The following is a 19,052-nucleotide window of genomic DNA, read 5'->3' on the forward strand; positions in this document are numbered from 1 at the left end:
GCGCCTGCGCGGCGCGCACCGCGGCCACGCGCACGCCGAACGCGGTGCCGCGACCGACCCGGCTGCGCAGGCTCAGCGGCGCGTCGAGCAATTGCGCGATGCGGTCGGCGATCGACAAACCCAGGCCCAGCCCTTGCCCGGGCGCGTCCTCGCCGCGGCGGAATTCCTCGAAGATCGCCTCGCGCTGGGCCGGCTCGATGCCCGGGCCGGTGTCGTGCACTTCGATGCGCAGCCCGTCGCCGGCGCGGCGCACGCCCAACAGCACCCGACCCTGCGCGGTGTAGCGCACCGCGTTGGCGAGGAAGTTCTGCAGCACCCGCCGCAGCAGTTGCGGATCGCTGCGCGTCCATGCGCGCGTGGGCACGTAGCGAAAGCGCAGGCCGCGCGCGGCGGCGATCGCGGCGAACTGCGCGGCCAGCGGATCGAGCACTTCGGCCAGCGGGAACTCGCGCGGCTGCGGCACCAGCCCGCCGGCTTGCAAGCGCGACATGTCGAGCAGCCCGGTGAGCAGATCGCCGGTGGACTCCAGCGCGCCGCCGATGCGCGCCACGGTGTCGCGCTGGGCCGGGTCGAGCGCCTGCTGGCCCAGCGCGTCGGCGAACAACTGCGCGGCGTGCAGCGGCTGCATCAGGTCGTGGCCGACCGCGGCGAGGAAGCGGCTCTTGGCCTCGTTGGCGCGCTGCGCTTCCTGGGTGGCCACTTCCAGGTCGGCGGTGCGCTCGGCCACGCGCTGCTCCAGGGTTTCGTTGGCCTGGATCAGGCCGGCCTCGGCGCGGCGGAACGCGGTGACGTCGGTGAAGGTGGCGACGAAGCCGCCGCCGGGCATCGGATTGCCGCGGATTTCCAGGATGCTGCCGTCGGCGAGCACGCGCTCGGACAGGTGCGCGGTGCCGGCGCGCATGTAGGCCAGGCGCCGCTGCAGCGCGTCTTCCAGATCGCCCTGGAACGGCAGTCGGTTCATCGCCCAACGCGCCAGATCGGCGATCGGCCGGCCGACCTGGAGCAGTTCGGGCGGAAAATCGAACAGTTCGACGTAGCGCCGGTTCCACGCCACCAGGCGCAGTTGCGCATCGACCACGCTGATGCCCTGGCTCATGTTCTGCAGCGCCGCTTCGAGCACGCGCTGATTGAAACGCAGGTCCGCGGACGCTTCGCCGACGATCGCTGCGACCGTGTCGAGATCGCGCCCGGCCTCGCGCCGCGCCGCGTCGAGCAGCACCCGCGCCGACGAGGAACCCAGCACCGCCGCCAGTTCGCGCTCCACCCCCGCTTCCACCGCCGCCGCCACCGGCGCGCCGGTGGGCACGCCGTCGAGCAGCTGCGCCACGCGCTCGCGCGGCAGGAAGCGCAGGCCGGCGTTGCGCAGGGTCTGCGCGTCGAGGCCGCGGCGCGCATCGCGCGCCGGCTCGCGCCGCCACAGCGCCGCCAGCACGGTCACCAACGTGCCCGCGAACAGGCTGGTGCCGACCGCGCGGCCGAGCCGGCTCCAGCCGGTCAGGCCGAACAAGCGCTCCGGCGCCAGCCATTCCAGCCCCAGCGGCCCCTGCACCACCCAGGCCGGCAGCGCGCCGCGCGCTTCGAACAGCATCGGCAGCAGCAAGGTCCAGCACCACACCGCGAAGCCCGCGGCGATGCCGGCGATGGCCGCGCGCGCCGGGATCGAAGGCCGCCACACCGCGAACGCCAGCGCCGGCGCCAGCGTCGCCAGCGCCGAGAACGACACCGCGCCGACATCGGCCAGCGCCTCGCTGCCGGCGATCAGGCGGCTGTAGCCCCAGGCCAGCAGCATGATCGCGACGATGCCGCCGCGGCGCAGCGCCAGCACCCGCCCGCGCAGGTCGCGGTTGCGCGACCACGCGCCGCGCAGCAGGTTCGGCGCGAACCAGTGGTTGCCGATCATCAGGCTCAGGGTCAGCGTGCTGACCACGACCATGCCGGTCGCGGCGCTGAGCCCGCCAAGGAAGGCGAACAGCGCCAGCGCCTGCTGGCCCTGCGCCAGCGGCAGCGCCAGCACGTACAGGTCCGACGGCACCTGCGCGCCGAGCAGGCGCTGGCCGAGCATCGCCACCGGCAGCACCGGCGCCGCGATCAGCAGCAAATACAGCGGGAACTGCCAGCGCGCGGTGCGCACGTGGCCTTCGTCGCGGCATTCGACCACGGCGACATGGAACTGGTGCGGCAGGATGAACATCGCCAGCGCGCCGAGCAGCACCAGCGGGAAGAAACCGCCGGCCGGATCGCTGCCCGGCGCGGGCATCGCCGGCGCCGGCGGCAGCGCGTCCAGCCCGAACCAGACGAACGCGCCCAGCGCCAGCATCGCCGCCAGCTTGAACACCGACTCGAACGCCATCGCCAGCACCAGCCCGCGGTTGTGCTCGGCGGCGCTGGCGCGGCGGGTGCCGAACAGCATCGCGAACAACGCCATCGCCAGCGCCACGTACAGCGCGCTGTCGCGCCAGGCCGGCAGCGCGGCGCCGTCGGTGGCGCGGGTGGTGAGCATGGCGAAGCTCATCGCCACCGCCTTGAGCTGCAGCGCGATGTAGGGAATCAGGCCGAGCGCGGCGACCAGGGTGACCAGCGCCGCCAACCACGCATCCTTGCCCAGGCGGGTCGCGATCAGATCGGCGAGCGAGGTGGCGTTGGTCTCGCGCGCCAGCCGCACCAGCTTGACCATGAAGCCCACGGCCAGCGCGTAGAACAGGATCGAGCCGAGGAACGTCGGCGGCAGCGGCCAGCCGTAGCGCGCGGCCTGAGTGACGGTGCCGTAGAAGGTCCAAGAGGTGCAATGCACCGCGAGCGACAGCGCGTAGATGTGATGCCAGTGGCGCGCCAGCACGTTCGGCCGGCGCTCGGCGAACAGCGCGGTGCCGAACATCAGCGCCAGCCAGGCCAGGCTGGCCAGGGCGACGGCGGTGAGGCTCAGCATGGGCATGGGGCGCGGCGCATCGGCGCAGGATAGCGGGGGCGCGGAGCGCGGAACAGCCAGCGCCCGCGCGGTTGCGAAGGCGCCCTGTAGGAGCGGCGCGAGCCGCGACCAACCGCAGCGGTTGACGTCAGCGCCGTCGCCGAAGCCCGTTTCGTCCAGCCTTTCCCGCGAAGCCACAAGGCGCGGCGAAAGATTCGTCGCAGTTGCGTTGTCGCAGTCGCGGCTCGCGCCGCTCCTACAGTCGCTGCGCCGAGCTTCGCTTAGGGCGGACCGCCACGAAAGCGAGCGGGGCGTCCCTGCCCCGCCCTCAAAAACCCGGGTCTGCGTCCCCCGGACGCAGGCCCGACGCGGCGTCCCGGCCGCACTCCCCTTTCGACGCCTGGAACGAAATCAGAAGTCGTACTTGACCGACAGCGAGTACTGGCGCGGCGGGCCGTAGAAACCGGTGTACACGCCCAGCGCCGAGTTCAGGCTGTAGCCGGTGGTGCGGTATTCCTTGTCGGCGAGGTTGCTGCCCTGCAGCGACACCGTCCACGGGCCGCGGCTCTTCCAGGTGACGCCGGCGTTGACCAGGCCATAGCCGTCCTGGGTGATCGGCAGCGCGCCGGTGCGCACGATCTCGGTAGTCGCCACGACCTCGCTCTGGTAGCTGTAGCCCACCCGCGCCGACAGGTTGCTGCCGTCGGACAGATCGGTGCGGTACTCGACGTTGAGCGCGCCGGAGAACTCGGGCGCGTTGGTGAATTCCTGTTCCTTGGCGATGTTGACGCCGGCGTACATGAACTCGTCGTACTTGGCGTCCAGCCAGGCCAGGTTGCCCGAGATCAGCCAGTTCTGGTTCGGCAGCCACTGGTACTCGACTTCCAGGCCCTGCACCGTGCCCTTGCCGGCGTTGGTGAAGTCGCCGAAGAACGCGTCGTTGGTGCCGTCGCCGTTGCTGTCGTAGGCGGTGAACACCGACAGCTGGATGTCCTTGTACTTGTTGTGGAAGTACGACAGGTTCAGGAACAGGCGCTGGTCGAAGAACGCCATCTTGCTGCCCAGCTCGTAGCTGTCGACGACCTCGTCGTCGAACGGCTCGGCCGAGCGCGGCACCGCCGCGGCCTGGGCGCGGATGTTGTAGCCGCCGGACTTGAAGCCGCGCGTGGCCAGGCCGTAGACCATGACGTCCGGCGTGATCTGGTAGTCGAGCGAGACTTTCGGCGAAGTGTTCTTGAAGTTGATCTTGCGGTCGAAATTGGCCGCGATCACGCCGCTGGGAATGGTGAAGTTGGCGTCGCGGTAGCCCTGGTTGAACACCTTGGCGCGCTTGTCCTCGTCGGTGTAGCGCGCGCCGACGTCGAGCTTGAGCTTGTCGGTCAGGTCGAACGTCCAGTCGGCGTAGAACGCCAGCGACTCGGTGTAGACCGTGCCCTGGGTGTCGCCGAAGCTGAGGTTGAAGAAGTTGTTGAGCACCTGCCCGCCGGCTTCGCCGTCGAAGGCGTAGAGGCCCATCACGCCGCGCGCGCGGCCGCCGGCATCGAAGTTGGCCTGCAGCTCGTGGCTGACCTGCTGGTCGCTGTAGAACGCCTTCACGTCGGCGATCTTGTTCGGCAAGGTGTCGAAGTCGATGTTGGTCTCGGTGTCGGACTCGCGCTTGGCCAGCACGTACTTGAACGTCCAGTCCTCGTTGGCGCGCCAGTTGACCACGGCCGAGGCGCCCTTGATCGTGGTGTCGTTGACGTTGGGCATGCCGCTGCGGATGTCGTAGCGGTCGTCCAGCGGCAGCAGGCCCGGGGCGAAGCGGTTGGGCGCGAGCATCCTGGCGCCGCGCACGCCGGACTGGTCGTCCATCCAGTCGAACGCGAACTGGATGTCGAGCGAATCGCTGACGTAGGCGCCGAGGCTGCCGCGCAGGGCCAGCACTTCCTTGTCGCTGACGTCCTGGCCGGTGAAGCGGTTCTTGCCGAAGCCGTCGCGGTTGAGGCTGGCGACCGACAGGCGCCCGCGCAGGGTGGCGTCGCCGCCCTGGGTCGCCCCGCCGATCGGGCCGGCCACCGCCGCCTTGACGTCGAGCTGGCCGTAGTTGCCCGCGGTCACCGAGGCGAAGCCGCCGAACTGGGTCGGCAGGCCGCGCGAGATGTACTTGATCGCGCCGCCGATGGTGTTCTTGCCGTACAGCGTGCCCTGCGGGCCGCGCAGCACTTCGATGCGCTCCACGTCGAACACGTCCAGCAGCGCGCCCTGCGGGCGGGCGATGTAGACGTCGTCCATGTAGATGCCCACGCCCGGATCCACGCCCCACAGCGGATCGGACTGGCCGACGCCGCGGATGTAGGCGGTGATGGTGCTGCTGGAGCCGCGCGCGGCGTAGATGGTCAGGTTCGGCACCTGCGCGTCTAGGTCGCTGAGGTCTTCGATGTTGAGCCGGTCCAGCGCCTCGGGCGTGAACGCGGTGATCGCCACCGGCACTTCCTGCAGGGTTTCCTCGCGCTTGCGCGCGGTGACGGTCAGCCCGCCCAGGGTGGTGGCGTCGCGGGCTTCGGCCGCGGCCGGCGCGGCGTCCTGCGCCCAGGCCGCCGGCGCCAGCAGCGCCAGGGCCACGGCCGAGGCGAGCGCAGCGCGGCGGCCGCGGCTGAAATGGCGGTGGCTGGAATGGCGGGAGTGTCGGTCGATGCGGATCACGTTGGTTGTCCCTCCCCCGGGAGTTCGATGCGAAAGATGCCGATCAAAGGCGCGAATGCGGATGCGGAAGTCGCGCGCGGCGCCCCTCGCGCCGCGCAGTCCCCCGTCATGGCGCACAGCCTAGGAGCCGGCCGCCGCGGCCGGCAGCTGTACCTTCGGACAATGCCGGCCGCGCGGCCGCATTGCCGACACTGCGCGCAGCCGGGCCCGACGCCCGCGCCGCAATGAGGGGAATCCGAACCGATGGCGTTTTTGATCGTGCTGGCCGCGCTGTGCTTCCTGATGTACGTCGCCTACCGCGGCCACAGCGTGATCCTGTTCGCGCCGGTGGCGGCGCTCGGCGCGGTGCTGCTGACCGATCCGTCGCTGGTCGCGCCGATGTTCACCGGCCTGTTCATGGACAAGATGGTCGGCTTCCTCAAGCTGTATTTCCCGGTGTTCCTGCTCGGCGCGATCTTCGGCAAGCTGATCGAGACCTCGGGCTTCTCCAAGTCGATCGTCGCCGCGACCATCCGCCTGGTCGGGCGCGAGCGCGCCATGCTCGCCATCGTCGCGGTGTGCGCGCTGCTGACCTACGGCGGCGTGTCGCTGTTCGTGGTGGTGTTCGCGGTGTATCCCTTCGCCGCCGAGCTGTTCCGCCAGAGCGACATCCCCAAGCGGCTGATCCCCGGCACCATCGCGCTGGGCGCGTTCACCTTCACCATGGACGCGCTGCCGGGCACGCCGCAGATCCAGAACATCATCCCGACCGCGTTCTTCGGCACCGACACCTGGGCCGCGCCGATCCTGGGCACGATCGGCGGCGTGTTCATCCTCATCGTCGGCCTGCTGTATCTGAACTGGCGCCGGCGCGCCGCGCTCAAGGCCGGCGAAGGCTATGGCACGCAGTTGCTCAACGAGCCGGCGCCGTTCGCCGGCGGCAAGCTGGCCCACCCGCTGGTGGCAATTACGCCGCTGGTCGTGGTCGGCGTGGCCAACAAATTGCTCAGCGCGTGGCTGCCGCAGGCGTACGGCAAGCAGCACAGCTTCGACCCGGCGGTGATCGGCGACGCCGCGCCGGTGGTCCAGGAAGTCTCCAAGATCGCCGCGATCTGGGCGGTGGAAGGCGCGCTGCTGCTCGGCATCGCCGCGGTGCTGGCGTTCGCCTGGAAACCGGTGACCGCGAGCTTCGCCGAAGGCAGCAAGGCCGCCATCGGCGGCGCCCTGCTGGCGGCGATGAACACCGCCAGCGAGTACGGCTTCGGCGCAGTGATCGCGGCGCTGCCGGGCTTTCTGGTGGTCGCCAACGCGCTCGGCGCGATCCCCAACCCGCTGGTCAACGAAGCGGTGACGGTGACCGCGCTGGCCGGCATCACCGGCTCGGCCTCCGGCGGCATGAGCATCGCCCTGGCGGCGATGTCGGAGACCTTCATCGCCAACGCCCAGGCCGCCAGCATCCCGATGGAAGTGCTGCACCGCGTGGCCTCGATGGCCTCCGGCGGCATGGACACCCTGCCGCACAACGGCGCGGTCATCACCCTGCTGGCGGTGACCGGCCTGAGCCATCGCCAGGCCTACAAGGACGTGTTCGCGATCACCCTGCTCAAGACCGCGGCGGTGTTCGTGGTGATCGCGACCTTCTACGCCACCGGCCTGGTCTGAGGTTTGTGGCTGGGCTTCTTTGTAGGAGGGGCTTCAGCCCCGATGCTTTTGTGCCAGGTCGCCTCGACCGGAGCGGAAGGCATCGGGGCTGAAGCCCCTCCCACCAAAGCGACTCCTCCCACAAAAGCCGCCGCCGGCGACGGTTACAAGAATCCTCGCTCCTTAGGTATGCTTCGCCCTCGTTTACCAACGCAGGCAAGGAGCCCCACGTGACCATCGGCGAGTACTCGCAGATCTACCGCGGCAAACGCGTCGTCGAATTCCGCATGGGCGCCACGCCCGATGGCGGCGACGTGGTCTACCGGCTGACCCAGGACTACGACAGCGAAGAGAGCCAGCGCGACCTGCTCGACGATCTCCTCGCCAAGGTCGACCCGGCCGGCCTGGAAACGCTGATCGTCGGCCCGTGGAGCGAAGCCCACGACGAAGGCCCGCAGGGCTACCTCGACGCGCTGATCGAATACCGCGCCCGCCTGCCCAAGCTCAGCGCCCTGTTCGTCGGCGACATGACCTACGAGGATTGCGAGGTCTCCTGGATCATCCAGACCTCCTACAACCCGCTGCTGGCCGCTTACCCGCAACTGCAGTCGCTGCGCGTGCGCGGTTCGACCAACCTGGAGCTGCAGGCGTTCTCGCACTACGCGCTGGAGGAACTGGCGATCGAGTGCGGTGGCCTGCCGAGCGCCATCGTCGACGCGATCGCGGGCTCCACCCTGCCCGCGCTCAAGCACCTGGAGCTGTGGCTGGGCAGCGACGGCTACGGTTTCGACGGCGGCATCGCCCCGTACCAGAACCTGCTCGCCAAGATCGGCCCCGAGCGCCTGCGCTACCTGGGCCTGCGCGATTCGGAAATCAGCGACGAACTGGCCGCGTGGCTGGCGCAGCAGCCGTGGCTGGGTTCGCTGCAGACCCTGGACCTGTCGCTGGGCACCATCGGCGACGCCGGCGCTCAGGCGCTGGCCGAGAGCCCGCACCTGGGCGCGCTGGAGCGCATCGACCTGAGCCATCACTACATCTCCGAACAGTGGCAGGCCAAGCTGCGCGCGCTGCCGTGCGCGGTGGTGCTCGACGATCCGGAAGAAGAGGACGACGGCGACCGCTACGTGGCGGTATCCGAGTAAGGACGTGAGTCCGCCGGCCTGGTTGCTGATCGGCCCGCGCGGCAGCCGCCGCCTGCGCGGGCTGCAACAGGCGCTGCGCGAGCGCGGCCTGGCCGCGGCAGAAGAACTGCACTACGAAGACCTGCTCGCCGCGCCGCAGCGCGCGGCCGAGCAGATCGCTGCGCGGCCGCACGCGCTGGTCAAGATCGAGTCGCCGGGCGAGGCGCCGGCCCTGCATGCGGCGCTGATCGAACGCGGCTGGCGCGCGCTCGGCGCCGTCGGCGCGCCGCCGCAGCCGCTGCTACACGGCGAACTGGCCCACCAGCACCATTGGTACGCCGGCTTTCGCGACCTGCTGCAATCCCTGCCCGCGCGCGCCGGCTATCTGAACCCGCCCGACGACATCGCCGGCATGAGCGACAAGCTCGCCTGCCAGCGCCGCCTGCGCGCGCAGGGCATCGCGATCCCGCCGCTGCTGGGCGAGATCGACGGCTACGAATCCCTGCAGGCGCTGCTGCGCGAACACGACGCCGGCCAGGTGTTCATCAAGGCCCGTTATGGCTCCTCCGGCGCCGGCGTGCTGGCGTACCGGCGCAACCGCGGCGGGCGCGAGGCCGCCTACGGCTCGGCCGAGCTCAGCGACGACGGCGGCCGCGCGCGGGTGTTCAACTCGCTCAGGCCGCGCCGCTACGACGAGGGCGCGCGCATCGCCCGGCTGATCGACGCGATCGCCGCGCAGGACGCCTATGTCGAACGCTGGATTCCCAAGCCGCGCGCGCCCGACGGCGAGGGCGATCGCTACGGCGGCGCGCATTACGACATCCGCGCGGTCGCACTGGACGGCTTCCTGCGCCACCGCGTCGCCCGGGTCGGCCGCGGCCCGCTGACCAACCTGCACCTGGGCAACCGCCGCGGCGCGCTCGCGCACTGGCTCGACGATGCCGCCATGCACGCGCTGGAAACCGCCACCCAGCAAGCGGCGATGGCGTTTCCGCGCAGCCGCATGATCGGCTTCGACCTGATCCTGCGCGACGGCCGCAGCTGGGTGCTGGAAGCCAACGCCTTCGGCGACCTGCTGCTCGACCTGCCCTGGCAAGGCCTGAGCACCTACCAGGACCAGGCCCTGCTGCGCGCCGTGCCCGCGCCCGACGCGCCGCCTGCGCCGCACGCGCCGGAGCCCGTCCATGCCTGAGCCCGGCGCCCGCTACGACAATCCCGACATGCGCGCCGTGGTCGGCCGGCGCGACCTGCTGCTGATCACCCTCGACACGCTGCGCTACGACGCCGCGCAGGAATGCTTCGAACTCGGCGAACTGCCGGTGCTGTCCGCGCACCTGCACGCGCAGGGCTGGGAACGCCGCCACACCCCCGGCAGCTTCACTTATGCCGCGCACGCCGCGTTCTTCGCCGGTTTCCTGCCCACGCCGGCGCGGCCCGGGCCGCACCCGCGCCTGTTCGCGCTGGAATTCGAAGGCAGCGAGACCACCGCCGCCGGCACCCATGTGTTCCGCGACCGCGCCGACATCGTCTCGGGCCTGCGCGACGCCGGCTACCGCACGATCTGCATCGGCGGCGTCGGCTTCTTCAACAAGCGCAACCCGCTGGGCTCGCAGTTGCCGGACCTGTTCGACGAAAGCCACTGGCATCCGGGCCTGGGCGTGACCGCGCCGGACTCGACGCAGCGCCAGGTCGCGCTGGCCTGCGAGCGCCTGGGCAGCGACGAACTGCGCGACACGCCGTGCTTCGTCTTCGTCAACGTCTCCGCCCTGCACCAGCCCAACCGCCATTACCTGCCCGGGGCGCAGGCCGACGGCTACGCCAGCCATCGCGCCGCGCTGCGCTACGTCGACGCCGCGCTGGCGCCGCTGCTGGACGCGCTGCGCGCGCGCGGCGGCGCCTTCGCCATCGTCTGTTCCGACCACGGCACCGCCTACGGCGAGGACGGCTTCCACGGCCACCGCCTCGCCCACGACACGGTGATGACCGTGCCCTACGCGCATTTCTTCATCGATCCATGAACGCCGTCGTCCACGCCCCCCCAGCCCCGAGCCTGAGCGACCTGTTGCGGCTGCCGCCGTACCAGGCGTATTCGTATTCCTATCCGCACAAGACCGCCTACCGCCCGCTGCAGCCGCCGCGGGACTTGCGCGAGCTGTGGGCAGGCGAGCCGCGCGATTCGCTGTTCCTGTACCTGCACGTGCCGTTCTGCAGCTACCGCTGCGGCTTCTGCAACCTGTTCGCGCTGGCGCGGCCGGAGCCGGCCAAGGTCGAACGCTACCTCGCGCAGATGGAGCAGCAGTTGCGCGCGACCTGCGAGGCGCTCGGCGAACACCGCTTCGTCCGCTTCGCCATCGGCGGCGGCACCCCGAGCTATCTCGACGCGGCGCAACTGCAGCGCCTGTTCGCCATGGTCGAACGCCATGCCCGCATCGACCTGCGCGCGATCCCGGCCGGCATCGAGGTCTCGCCGGAAACCGTCGACGCGGAAAAAATGGCGCTGTGCCGCGAACGCGGCATCGACCGGGTCAGCATGGGCATCCAGAGCTTCAGCGAAGCCGAAGTGCGCGCGCTGGTGCGGCCGCAGCAGCGCGCCGTGGTCGAGCAGGCCATCGCCGCGATCCGCGCCGCCGGCATCGCCACGCTCAACCTCGACCTGATCTACGGCATCGCCGGGCAGACCGTCGCCAGCTTCCTCGCCTCGATCGACAGCGCGCTCGAACACCGCCCGGAAGAGCTGTATCTGTACCCGCTGTACGTGCGCCCGCTGACCGGACTGGGCCGGATCGAAGCCAAGGCCGGCGCGCGCCTGGCGCTGCAGGCCGAACCGATGGACGAACGTCTCGCGCTGTACGAAGCGGGCCGCGACCGCCTGCTCGCCGCCGGCTACGAGCAGGTGTCGATGCGCATGTTCCGCGCGCCGCACGCGCCCGACGCCGCCGCGCCGGTGTACTGCTGCCAGAGCGACGGCATGGTCGGCATCGGCTGCGGCGCGCGCTCGTACACCTCGAGCCTGCATTACTCCAGCGAATATGGGGTGGCCCGGCGCAGCGTCGCCGAGATCCTCGATCACTACCTGGAACGCGACGCCGCCTTGTTCGCCGCCGCCGACTACGGCATCGCCCTGGGCGAGGAAGAGCGCCGGCGCCGCCACGCGATCCAGTCGCTGCTGATCCGCCCCGGCCTGGACCGCGCCGACTATCGCCGCCGCTTCGGCGCCGACTGCCTGGAGCAGCTGCCGCAACTGCGCGAACTGTTCCAGCACGGCCTGGCCGTCGAGAACGGCGAGCTGATCGAACTCACCGACGCCGGCCTCGCCCGCGCCGACACCATCGGCCCGTGGCTGGCCTCGGCCGCCATCGTCGAACGCATGCGCGACTACCGCCTGGGCTGAGCATGCACCTGTCCCTGCTCTACCGCGGCCGCCTGAGCAGTTGCAATTACGATTGCGGCTACTGCCCGTTCGCCAAGACCTACGACAGCCGCGAAGCGCTGCGCCGCGACGCCGCCGACCTCGCCCGCTTCGTCGAATGGGCCGGGCGGCAAGGCATGGAGCTGTCGGTGCTGTTCACGCCCTGGGGCGAAGGCCTGGTGCGCCGCCACTACCGCGAGGCCCTGGTCGCGCTGAGCCGCATGCCGCACCTGCGCCGGGCCGCGATCCAGACCAACCTCTGCGTCGGCCTGCGCTGGCTCGACCAAGCCGACCTGGGCAAGCTCGCGCTGTGGTGCACCTACCACCCGAGCCAGGTGACCCGCGCCGTGTTCCTGGCCCGCTGCCGCGAACTGAGCCGGCGCGGCGTGCGCCACAGCGTCGGCATGGTCGGGCGGATCGAAGACCTCGACGAAATCGAGGCGATGCGGCGCGAGCTGCCGGCCGCGACGCCGATGTGGGTCAACGCCTTCGACCCGCGCCCGCCGGACTATTACGACGCCGCCCAGATCGCCCGGATCGAGGCCATCGACCCGCATTTCCGCTACAACCTCGCGCCCCCGCCGAGCTTCGGCGCGCCCTGCCTGACCGGCGAGACCGTGGTTTCGGTCGACGGCGACGGCAACGTGCGCCGCTGCCATTTCGTCGCCGAGCCAATGGGCAACCTCTACGACGGCAGTTTCGCCGCCCACTTGCGCGCGCGCGCCTGTCCGAACGCGCACTGCGACTGCTACATCGGCTACGCCCACCGCCCGGACCTGCCGTTCCAGCGCGATTACGCCGGCGGCGTACTGGAACGCGTGCCCTCGTTCGTCTAGCTGTAGCGGCGGCCGGCCCAGGCCGCCTCATCCTTCCCACGCCGCCGCATCGAGCGGCCCCGCCCCCCACCTTTCGCAAAGGACCGCAGCCATGCCCTTCCCTTCCCTGCGCAACTCGCTTCTCGCCGCCCTGCTGATCCCGGCCGCGCTGGCGCCGGCGTTCGTCCCGGCCCACGCCGCCAAGCCGTCGAAATCCAAGGCCGCCAAGGCGGCCAAGACCGTCGCGCCGAAGAACACGCTCAAGCCCGAGCAGGTCGCCGAGCTGTACGCGCGCATCTCGCTGCGCCAGGACGCCGAAGCCGCCGCCCAGCTCAACGACTACCTGCGGCCGCTGTACGCCAGCGGCGCGAACGCCGTCACCCTGGCCGACCCGGCCGCCCTCGACGCCCAGTACGACGGCTTCGCCGACGCCCTGCTCGAGGACATGCCCAAGGTCGACAAGAAAAAGGCCAAGCCGGCCGTCGCCGCGGCGATCAAGCGGGTCAACCTGCTCGCCTCCGGCGCCGAATGCCGCAGCCTGTCGAGCCGCGAGTACGCCAACGAATACGTCAAGAACGGCCGCATCGCCGAAGTGACGATGGAATGCACCGTGCCCGCGCTGAGCGCGCGCCTGCAGGACGTGCTGGCGGCCAAGGGCGCGCCGGCCAAGCTCAAGACCAAGAAGCTGCTCGAAGGCGTCGCCGAGTTCGACCGCGCGCTCGGCCAGGCCGGCAGCCGCACGATCCCGGCCAAGCTGACCCTGTACGCCGAGGCCAAGGGCCAGCCGTGGAATACCGGCAGCGCCGACGACATCGTCGAGACGGTGCACAACGGCATGTACGCGGCCGCGGCCGAGTAAGCCCGCCGCCGTCGCATCGCGACAGGACAAAGCCCCCGGCCGCGCCGGGGGCCTTGCCTTGAGGCCTGCGCGAGGATCCCGCCGGACCGCCGCCGCGCACCCCACCGGCGATGCGCTCGACGCCGGCGATTCGCCGCTATGCGCGGCCGTCGAGCAGCAGCCCCGTCAACGCGCGCGCCCAGCCCATGTGCACGGCGACGGCCACGGCGGCGAGATTCGACAACACCGTCAGCCAGAACACCGCCTGGAACGAGGCCTTCACCGTCTTGTGGCGGAACTGCTGCTGCGCGATCAACGCGCCCGGCCAGCCGCCGAGCGCATCGAGCAAATGCAGGGTGGCTTCGGGCGTGCGGCGCCGGCCCGCGCCCGCCGCGTCCTTGTCCCACCAATACGCGATGTAGGACGCGAAGCTGAAAAACCCCTGCACCAAGGGCACCGCGGCCGGCACCCAGCCCAGCGCGCCCAGCGCCGCGACGGCCAGCAAGGCCGACACGCCCAAGGCCCGCCGCGGGATACGGCGCAGCGGCGAAGGCGACGCGGACGACGACGGCCGCCGCTCGATCCGCTGCCCGGCGAAACGCAGCTCGACCGCGTTCGCGCGGCCCTTGGCGTCCTTCGCGATCCGATACGAAACCAGATCGCCCAGCGCCGGCCGGCGCGAGCCGGCCTGGAACGCCTTGACGTGCACGAACGCGCGCGCGCCGCCGTCGTGCGCCGCGACGAAACCGTAGCCCTTGTCGTCGTTCCACTCGCAGATCCGTCCGGCCTGTCGCATTCGATCGTTCCCTGGTCAAGGTGGGCGGACGCTGCGCGTTCCGGCCGCGACGCCCAGGGTAAATCCATCCGGCGTTCCCGCAAGCCGGCGCGGCGATGAACGCAGGCGCCGCCGGCCGACGCTCGGCCGCAACGCGATGGCGCCCGCGACGGGGGGCATCGGCCAGGCCCGGTTCGAACCGAGCCGGAATGCGTTCGCTGCCAAGCGTCCGGGTGCCGGCCATGGCAACGCCGTCTGCCGCACGTCCGCCCCAGCCCGGGACTGTGAGCGCCTTGGCGGTTCCGCGCCGCCGGTCCGGCCGGCGCCCGGCGGCGGCCTCGATCCGGTCCGTACGACGTTGTCTTGGGGGAACCCCGCCGTTAGGCTTCGGCATGCCCGGCGCCCCCGCGCCGGCGTCGTCATCAGGGAGGGTGCATGTCGATCCGGTCCGCCCTTGTTTCCACCGCCCGGTCCTTGCCGCTGCTGTGCGCGCTGTGCGCCGCGGCCTGCGCGAGCCGCGGCGCATCCCCATCCACGGCCAAGGAGAACGCCGCCATGACTGCAAACTCCACCGTCGCCGAGCCCGCAGGCCTCACGGCGCAGGACCTTTCCGAACGCGTGCTCGCGCTGATCCAGAACGTGCGCGGCATCGGCGACCTCGCCCCCGACAAGCTGCGCGAAGCCACCGGCCTGCCGATCGTGGTCCATTCCGCCAACGACTACGGCGCCAACGGCCCGGTCGCCGGCGTCTGGTACTACGGCCTGCGCTCGATGTCGCCGCAAGCCAGCGACAAACCCAACCGGGTGCTGTTCCAGCTCAGCGACCAGAGCGACAGCGACGCCGACATGAGCCCGGTATGCGTGCCGATCGAGACTTACGAAAAGGCCCTGACCTCCGCCGGCTTCTCGTCGAAGAAACTGCGCAACCGCCACGACACCCAGGATTATTGGGAATTCAGCCGCGGCAACGTCGGCGCGACGGTGTACGTGCGCGGCAAGCGCGATCCCTCCGATGCCCAGACCTGCGTGTCCATGGTGATCATCGAAACCGCTGTCTGACCGGGAGCACACGGACATGCCGACCCCAGAACAAACCCTGGACCAGATGCTCAAGGACTTCGAGGCCGCCCACAAGACGGCCACGGACAATCCCGGCAAGAACTTCCGCGACCTGATCGAGAACACCCCGCAACTCAAGGCCGACGTCCTCGAATCGATCCGCAAGGGCAATCTCGATAAATTCGAGGGAATCGCCGGCACCCAGCCGCTGGGCTATTACCGCGCGGAAACCGATCCGAGCGGCCCGGGCAAGACCCTCGCGGTCTCGCTCGACCAGCTCAACGACTCGGCGACCAAGACCCAGACCGCCAACAGCATCCGCTTCACCCTGGGCCACGAGATCCAGCACGGCGTCAACCGCCAGGACATCATCGACCAGGACAAGCTGCTGCGCGACCAGGCCAAGGCCACCGCCAAGACTCCGTCGCCGCACGACTACACCGACGAGCTCAAGGCCTACAACACGACCTCGCGCAAGGTCGAGACCACGGCCGAAATCGCCGGCTTCAACACCCTCGCCTCGTACGTCAAATCGAAGAACCCGGGCGCGACGCTGAAGGATCTGTACGACGCCTCGCCGGACGACATGAAGATGTACATCAAGGAGGACCTGACCAAGTCCCCGCCGACGTACGCCGCACGTCCCGGCCTGACCATCGGCGCCGACCTCAAGATCGCCTCCACCCCGGCGAACGTCGAGGCGATCGGCAAGATGTTCTACGACGCCAACGGCTATCCGCGCAACGAAACCAACCGCGCCCTCGGCATGATCCGCGAGGAAGAGGTCAAGGCCCTGCTCGATGCGCGCAAGACCCATCCCACCCAGGCCGCGCCCGAGATCCGGGTGGATCTCAAGGAGCTGAAGCTGCAGGGCATGCCGCTGCCGGGCGGGTTCACCGACAGCAGCCGTCCGCGCGTGCAGGGCGGGCCGGACGGCGCTGCGCCCGCGAACGCGGATCCGCGCCAGGCCGGCAATCCCGATCATGCGTACTTCAACGCCTTGCGCGGCAAGGTCGACGCATCGGTGCCCGACAACGCGGTCGCCCACGCGATGCTGCTGGCCAAGAAGGAAGGCCTGAACGATCTGTCCAAGGTCAACCTGGACGAAGTCGGCCTGGCCCACGGCAAGATCTGGATCGGCGGCAACACCCCCGGCTTCCGGGTCGGCGCCGATCCCGCCCAGGCCCCGCCGATGGAGCAAGTCTCGCGCGACCTGCAAGCCCAGCGCACGCCCGACCCCGCGCGCGAGCAGGCGCGCACGCAGAGCCAGGCACAGGAAACGCCGCAGCCCCACGCCATGGCGCGCTGACGCGCATCGCCGGCCCTGCTTCGCGAGGTGCCGGCGGTTTTCGGTTTTCGGTTTTCGGTTTTCGCGCACACAAACGAACGAGCCCGCTTGCGCGGGCTCGTTCGTTTTTCGATTGGCGTCCCCACGGGGATTCGAACCCCGGTCGCTACCGTGAAAGGGTAATGTCCTAGGCCTCTAGACGATGGGGACAAAMCTGGTTTGRAACKTTWCCGCAAGACTTTCCGAAACCCTTTCACSMGTTCGAARAGTTGGTGGAGCCAGCCGGGATCGAACCGGCGACCTCCTGCATGCCATGCAGGCGCTCTCCCAGCTGAGCTATGGCCCCACGCGCTGGAAACTCTGTGTGTCGCGATGAAACCCCAAAATTACCGGGCTTCAATATAAAACCCCCTGGCCAGGGGGTTTTAGTGTGTGGCGTCCCCACGGGGATTCGAACCCCGGTCGCTACCGTGAAAGGGTAATGTCCTAGGCCTCTAGACGATGGGGACAAAMCTGGTTTGRAACKTTWCCGCAAGACTTTCCGAAACCCTTTCACSMGTTCGAARAGTTGGTGGAGCCAGCCGGGATCGAACCGGCGACCTCCTGCATGCCATGCAGGCGCTCTCCCAGCTGAGCTATGGCCCCACGGGCTGGAAAGACGAACATCTTAGCGGGCGTTCAGCGAAGTCGTCAAGCATTCATCGCTGAATTTTTTGCCGCTCCGGTGTGCCCTGTTCCGTGAGGATCCTCCTCGCTGGAACCGGGCGGCGCCGGGTCGAGTTCGACGGGGCGCAATCTTGTCATGCCATGCCCGCGTTCGGCTAGATACTCGAGCCACTTTCCTAAAAAAGTATTCATGCGCATGCGATGGCCGAGCACCTGCGCCGGCGGCGGATACAGGCCGATCGCATCCTGCCAGCGCCGCCCCACATAGCAGTGCGTCGCCTCGACCTGATGCGCGTCGTGGTACAGGCGCACATAGGCCGACGGATCGGGCTCGCCGGTGAGCGGATCGAGCAATGCATAGGTCAAGCGCATTTCGGTGGTGTAGCGATGCTGTTCCAGCACGTCCAGGCGCAGGTCCAGACCATCGCCGACCTGCGACAGATACACGCCGCGCGCGAGCCCGGCCGGCTCGAACATGCGGGTGAGGCGTTCGTGGTTCTCGGCGTACAGGCCCATCAGCCAGCCGAAGCGGCTGAGCCTGGGGATGCGCGCGAAACGGGAAGCGGCTTGGGTCATGCACGCGATCCTACACGCTGCGCAGCGATCGCGGCAGGATTGACGGAATGACGAAAAACCCTTAAATTATAGGCTCTTTCGCAATGCCGGTGGGCTCGGCGAAAGGCCTCTCGAAACGCGCGCCCCACCCGCCTCCATTCAGCATCGCGCGCTCCCATCTCCCTGCTGCTCCGCCGGCTCGTTGCCGGCAGCTTCGCCTGCGCGCATCGCGCAGGCCGCGACGGCGTTCGAAGCGCCGGGAAAACGGCCCGGCCGCGCGCGCGGCGAGCCGCAACGACCGTCGTGAACGCTCGCTCCTCCGAACAGTCCGATCGTTCAACGCCCGCAGTTCAGCGCGCGGCCCGCACGCGCCACAGCGCGCCGCGGCTGCGGCGCCCCCTTGCGTCAGAACATCGCGTTCAGAACATCTCGCGATGGATCCCCAGCGTGGTCATGACCTTGCTGGCGATCTCCTCGATCGAGGTGTGGGTGGTGCTCAGCGTGGGAATGCGCTCGGCGCGGAACATCGCCTCGGCCGCGGCGACCTCGCTCTTGCAGGTCTCGAACTTGGCGTAGCGCGAATTGGGCCGGCGTTCCTGGCGGATCTGCTGCAGCCGGACCGGATCGATGGTCAGCCCGAACAGCTTCTGCCGGAACGGCCGCAGCCGCGGCGGCAGGCGGTCGTGCTCGAGGTCTTCCTCGGTCAGCGGGTAGTTGGCCGCGCGCACGCCGTAATGCAGGGCCAGGTATACGCAGGTCGGGGTTTTGCCGGCGCGCGAGACCGCCACCAGGATCAGGTCGGCCTCGTTGTAGTCCACGCTCTGCCCGTCGTCGTGGGTCAGGGCGTAGTTCATCGCATTGATGCGGCGGTGGTAGGTATCGAAATCGACGATGCCGTGGGCCTGGTTGATGCGGCGCTGGCGGGTCTCGTGCAGCTCGCGCTCCAGCGGTTCGATGAACGGCGCGAAAACGTCGAGCATCAGCGCCCCGCTCTCGGCCAGGGCCGCGCCGACCTCGCCGTCCATGCACGAATTGATGACCACCGGGCGCACCCCGTAGCCGATCGCCGCTTCGCGGATCTTGGCCGCGACTTCCTGCGCCCGCTCCACCGTGTCCACGAACGCGATGCGGTCGGTGACGAAACGGGTCTCGGTGAACTGGGTCAGCAAGCTGTGGCCGATGGTCTCGGCGGTGATGCCGGTGCCGTCGGAAATGTAGAAGACCGGGCGGGTGCCTGCCATCGATAACCTCGTCTAAGAAAACGGTGCCAGTCCAGAAAAGCCCGGGTGCCAACCCAAAAAGCCCGACAGATCAAG

16 protein-coding genes and 4 tRNA genes are annotated in these 19,052 nt (G+C 69.7%); 9 read left to right on the forward strand and 11 right to left on the reverse strand.

What is annotated here, in order from left to right; all coding sequences use genetic code 11:
* Together A7A76_RS13340 and A7A76_RS13345 are read right to left on the reverse strand one after the other, a co-directional pair.
* Positions 1 to 2,926: PAS-domain containing protein (locus tag A7A76_RS13340; protein WP_206411659.1), on the reverse strand; the 2,926-nt coding region annotated here is incomplete at its 3' end.
* 390 nt (positions 2,927 to 3,316) lie between these two features.
* Positions 3,317 to 5,587 (reverse strand): TonB-dependent receptor, encoded by a 2,271-nt coding sequence (locus A7A76_RS13345; RefSeq protein WP_428995146.1) that lies wholly within the window; start codon positions 5,585 to 5,587, stop codon positions 3,317 to 3,319.
* Between the two features lie 246 nt (positions 5,588 to 5,833).
* Between A7A76_RS13345 and A7A76_RS13350 the strand changes: the two genes are divergently transcribed.
* Entirely contained in the window at positions 5,834 to 7,231 is a 1,398-nt protein-coding gene (locus tag A7A76_RS13350) for a GntP family permease (protein WP_206411641.1), read from the forward strand.
* Here A7A76_RS13350 and A7A76_RS26605 read toward each other — a convergent pair.
* Positions 7,210 to 7,353: a DUF6053 domain-containing protein gene (locus tag A7A76_RS26605; protein WP_428995145.1), complete on the reverse strand. Its 144-nt coding sequence runs from the start codon at positions 7,351 to 7,353 to the stop codon at positions 7,210 to 7,212. The genes A7A76_RS13350 and A7A76_RS26605 overlap by 22 nt on opposite strands.
* 87 nt (positions 7,354 to 7,440) lie before the next feature.
* On the opposite strand from A7A76_RS26605, the gene A7A76_RS13355 reads away from it, so the two are divergent.
* The 6 genes from A7A76_RS13355 to A7A76_RS13380 all read left to right on the forward strand — a co-directional run bounded on the left by A7A76_RS13355 (position 7,441) and on the right by A7A76_RS13380 (position 13,414).
* Complete coding sequence (locus tag A7A76_RS13355) at positions 7,441 to 8,352, forward strand: STM4015 family protein (protein WP_206411642.1); 912 nt, start codon at positions 7,441 to 7,443, stop codon at positions 8,350 to 8,352.
* 25 nt (positions 8,353 to 8,377) lie between these two features.
* Complete coding sequence (locus tag A7A76_RS13360) at positions 8,378 to 9,523, forward strand: STM4014 family protein (protein WP_206411661.1); 1,146 nt, start codon at positions 8,378 to 8,380, stop codon at positions 9,521 to 9,523.
* Complete coding sequence (locus A7A76_RS13365) at positions 9,516 to 10,349, forward strand: STM4013/SEN3800 family hydrolase (RefSeq protein ID WP_206411643.1); 834 nt, start codon at positions 9,516 to 9,518, stop codon at positions 10,347 to 10,349. The genes A7A76_RS13360 and A7A76_RS13365 overlap by 8 nt, the downstream gene beginning before the upstream one ends.
* Positions 10,346 to 11,722, forward strand: coding sequence for an STM4012 family radical SAM protein (locus A7A76_RS13370; protein ID WP_206411644.1), 1,377 nt, complete (start codon positions 10,346 to 10,348; stop codon positions 11,720 to 11,722). Before A7A76_RS13365 ends, A7A76_RS13370 begins: the two co-directional genes overlap by 4 nt.
* 2 nt (positions 11,723 to 11,724) lie before the next feature.
* Positions 11,725 to 12,576: an STM4011 family radical SAM protein gene (locus A7A76_RS13375; RefSeq protein WP_206411645.1), complete on the forward strand. Its 852-nt coding sequence runs from the start codon at positions 11,725 to 11,727 to the stop codon at positions 12,574 to 12,576.
* 91 nt (positions 12,577 to 12,667) lie between these two features.
* Entirely contained in the window at positions 12,668 to 13,414 is a 747-nt protein-coding gene (locus A7A76_RS13380; RefSeq protein WP_206411646.1) for a hypothetical protein, read from the forward strand.
* 136 nt (positions 13,415 to 13,550) lie between these two features.
* On the opposite strand, the gene A7A76_RS13385 is transcribed toward A7A76_RS13380, so the two are convergent.
* Together A7A76_RS13385 and A7A76_RS25890 are read right to left on the reverse strand one after the other, a co-directional pair.
* The gene (locus A7A76_RS13385; protein ID WP_206411647.1) at positions 13,551 to 14,189 is read right to left on the reverse strand and encodes a DUF1294 domain-containing protein; all 639 of its coding nucleotides are present in this window, start codon (positions 14,187 to 14,189) and stop codon (positions 13,551 to 13,553) included.
* A 401-nt stretch (positions 14,190 to 14,590) separates the two neighbouring features.
* Positions 14,591 to 14,725 carry a hypothetical protein gene (locus tag A7A76_RS25890; protein WP_277425828.1) on the reverse strand — a complete coding sequence of 45 codons (135 nt, stop codon included), beginning with the start codon at positions 14,723 to 14,725 and terminating at the stop codon, positions 14,591 to 14,593.
* Between A7A76_RS25890 and A7A76_RS13390 the strand changes: the two genes are divergently transcribed.
* Positions 14,724 to 15,227 (forward strand): hypothetical protein, encoded by a 504-nt coding sequence (locus tag A7A76_RS13390; RefSeq protein ID WP_206411648.1) that lies wholly within the window; start codon positions 14,724 to 14,726, stop codon positions 15,225 to 15,227. The two genes, A7A76_RS25890 and A7A76_RS13390, sit on opposite strands and share 2 nt — an antisense overlap.
* Positions 15,228 to 15,243: 16 nt before the next feature.
* Positions 15,244 to 16,536 carry a hypothetical protein gene (locus A7A76_RS13395; RefSeq protein ID WP_206411649.1) on the forward strand — a complete coding sequence of 431 codons (1,293 nt, stop codon included), beginning with the start codon at positions 15,244 to 15,246 and terminating at the stop codon, positions 16,534 to 16,536.
* 113 nt (positions 16,537 to 16,649) lie between these two features.
* Here the strand turns inward: A7A76_RS13395 and A7A76_RS13400 are convergent.
* The 6 genes from A7A76_RS13400 to ppsR all read right to left on the reverse strand — a co-directional run bounded on the left by A7A76_RS13400 (position 16,650) and on the right by ppsR (position 18,977).
* Positions 16,650 to 16,725 (reverse strand) — tRNA-Glu (locus A7A76_RS13400).
* Between the two features lie 60 nt (positions 16,726 to 16,785).
* Positions 16,786 to 16,861: transfer RNA gene (locus A7A76_RS13405), tRNA-Ala, on the reverse strand.
* 87 nt (positions 16,862 to 16,948) lie between these two features.
* Positions 16,949 to 17,024, reverse strand: a tRNA-Glu gene (locus A7A76_RS13410).
* Positions 17,025 to 17,084: 60 nt separating this feature from the next.
* Positions 17,085 to 17,160, reverse strand: a tRNA-Ala gene (locus A7A76_RS13415).
* Positions 17,161 to 17,205: 45 nt separating this feature from the next.
* The gene (locus A7A76_RS13420; RefSeq protein WP_206411650.1) at positions 17,206 to 17,757 is read right to left on the reverse strand and encodes a DUF1249 domain-containing protein; all 552 of its coding nucleotides are present in this window, start codon (positions 17,755 to 17,757) and stop codon (positions 17,206 to 17,208) included.
* Positions 17,758 to 18,155: 398 nt separating this feature from the next.
* On the reverse strand, positions 18,156 to 18,977 hold the full coding sequence (ppsR, locus tag A7A76_RS13425; protein WP_206411651.1) for a posphoenolpyruvate synthetase regulatory kinase/phosphorylase PpsR: 822 nt from the start codon (positions 18,975 to 18,977) through the stop codon (positions 18,156 to 18,158).
* Positions 18,978 to 19,052 lie beyond the last annotated feature (75 nt).

The organism is Lysobacter enzymogenes (assembly GCF_017168095.1).
In the GTDB taxonomy this organism is placed as follows: Bacteria; Pseudomonadota; Gammaproteobacteria; order Xanthomonadales; family Xanthomonadaceae; genus Lysobacter; species Lysobacter enzymogenes_D.

Excerpts from the sequence above, each read along its gene's own strand:
- A7A76_RS13350 (WP_206411641.1), top strand. The coding sequence starts at position 5,834 with ATGGCGTTTTTGATCGTGCTGGCCGCGCTGTGCTTCCTGATGTACGTC.
- A7A76_RS13420 (WP_206411650.1), bottom strand. The coding sequence starts at position 17,757 with ATGACCCAAGCCGCTTCCCGTTTCGCGCGCATCCCCAGGCTCAGCCGC.
- A7A76_RS13375 (WP_206411645.1), top strand. The coding sequence starts at position 11,725 with ATGCACCTGTCCCTGCTCTACCGCGGCCGCCTGAGCAGTTGCAATTAC.
- A7A76_RS13395 (WP_206411649.1), top strand. The coding sequence starts at position 15,244 with ATGCCGACCCCAGAACAAACCCTGGACCAGATGCTCAAGGACTTCGAG.
- A7A76_RS13365 (WP_206411643.1), top strand. The coding sequence starts at position 9,516 with ATGCCTGAGCCCGGCGCCCGCTACGACAATCCCGACATGCGCGCCGTG.
- ppsR (WP_206411651.1), bottom strand. The coding sequence starts at position 18,977 with ATGGCAGGCACCCGCCCGGTCTTCTACATTTCCGACGGCACCGGCATC.
- A7A76_RS13370 (WP_206411644.1), top strand. The coding sequence starts at position 10,346 with ATGAACGCCGTCGTCCACGCCCCCCCAGCCCCGAGCCTGAGCGACCTG.
- A7A76_RS13390 (WP_206411648.1), top strand. The coding sequence starts at position 14,724 with ATGACTGCAAACTCCACCGTCGCCGAGCCCGCAGGCCTCACGGCGCAG.
- A7A76_RS13385 (WP_206411647.1), bottom strand. The coding sequence starts at position 14,189 with ATGCGACAGGCCGGACGGATCTGCGAGTGGAACGACGACAAGGGCTAC.
- A7A76_RS25890 (WP_277425828.1), bottom strand. The coding sequence starts at position 14,725 with ATGGCGGCGTTCTCCTTGGCCGTGGATGGGGATGCGCCGCGGCTCGCG.
- A7A76_RS13380 (WP_206411646.1), top strand. The coding sequence starts at position 12,668 with ATGCCCTTCCCTTCCCTGCGCAACTCGCTTCTCGCCGCCCTGCTGATC.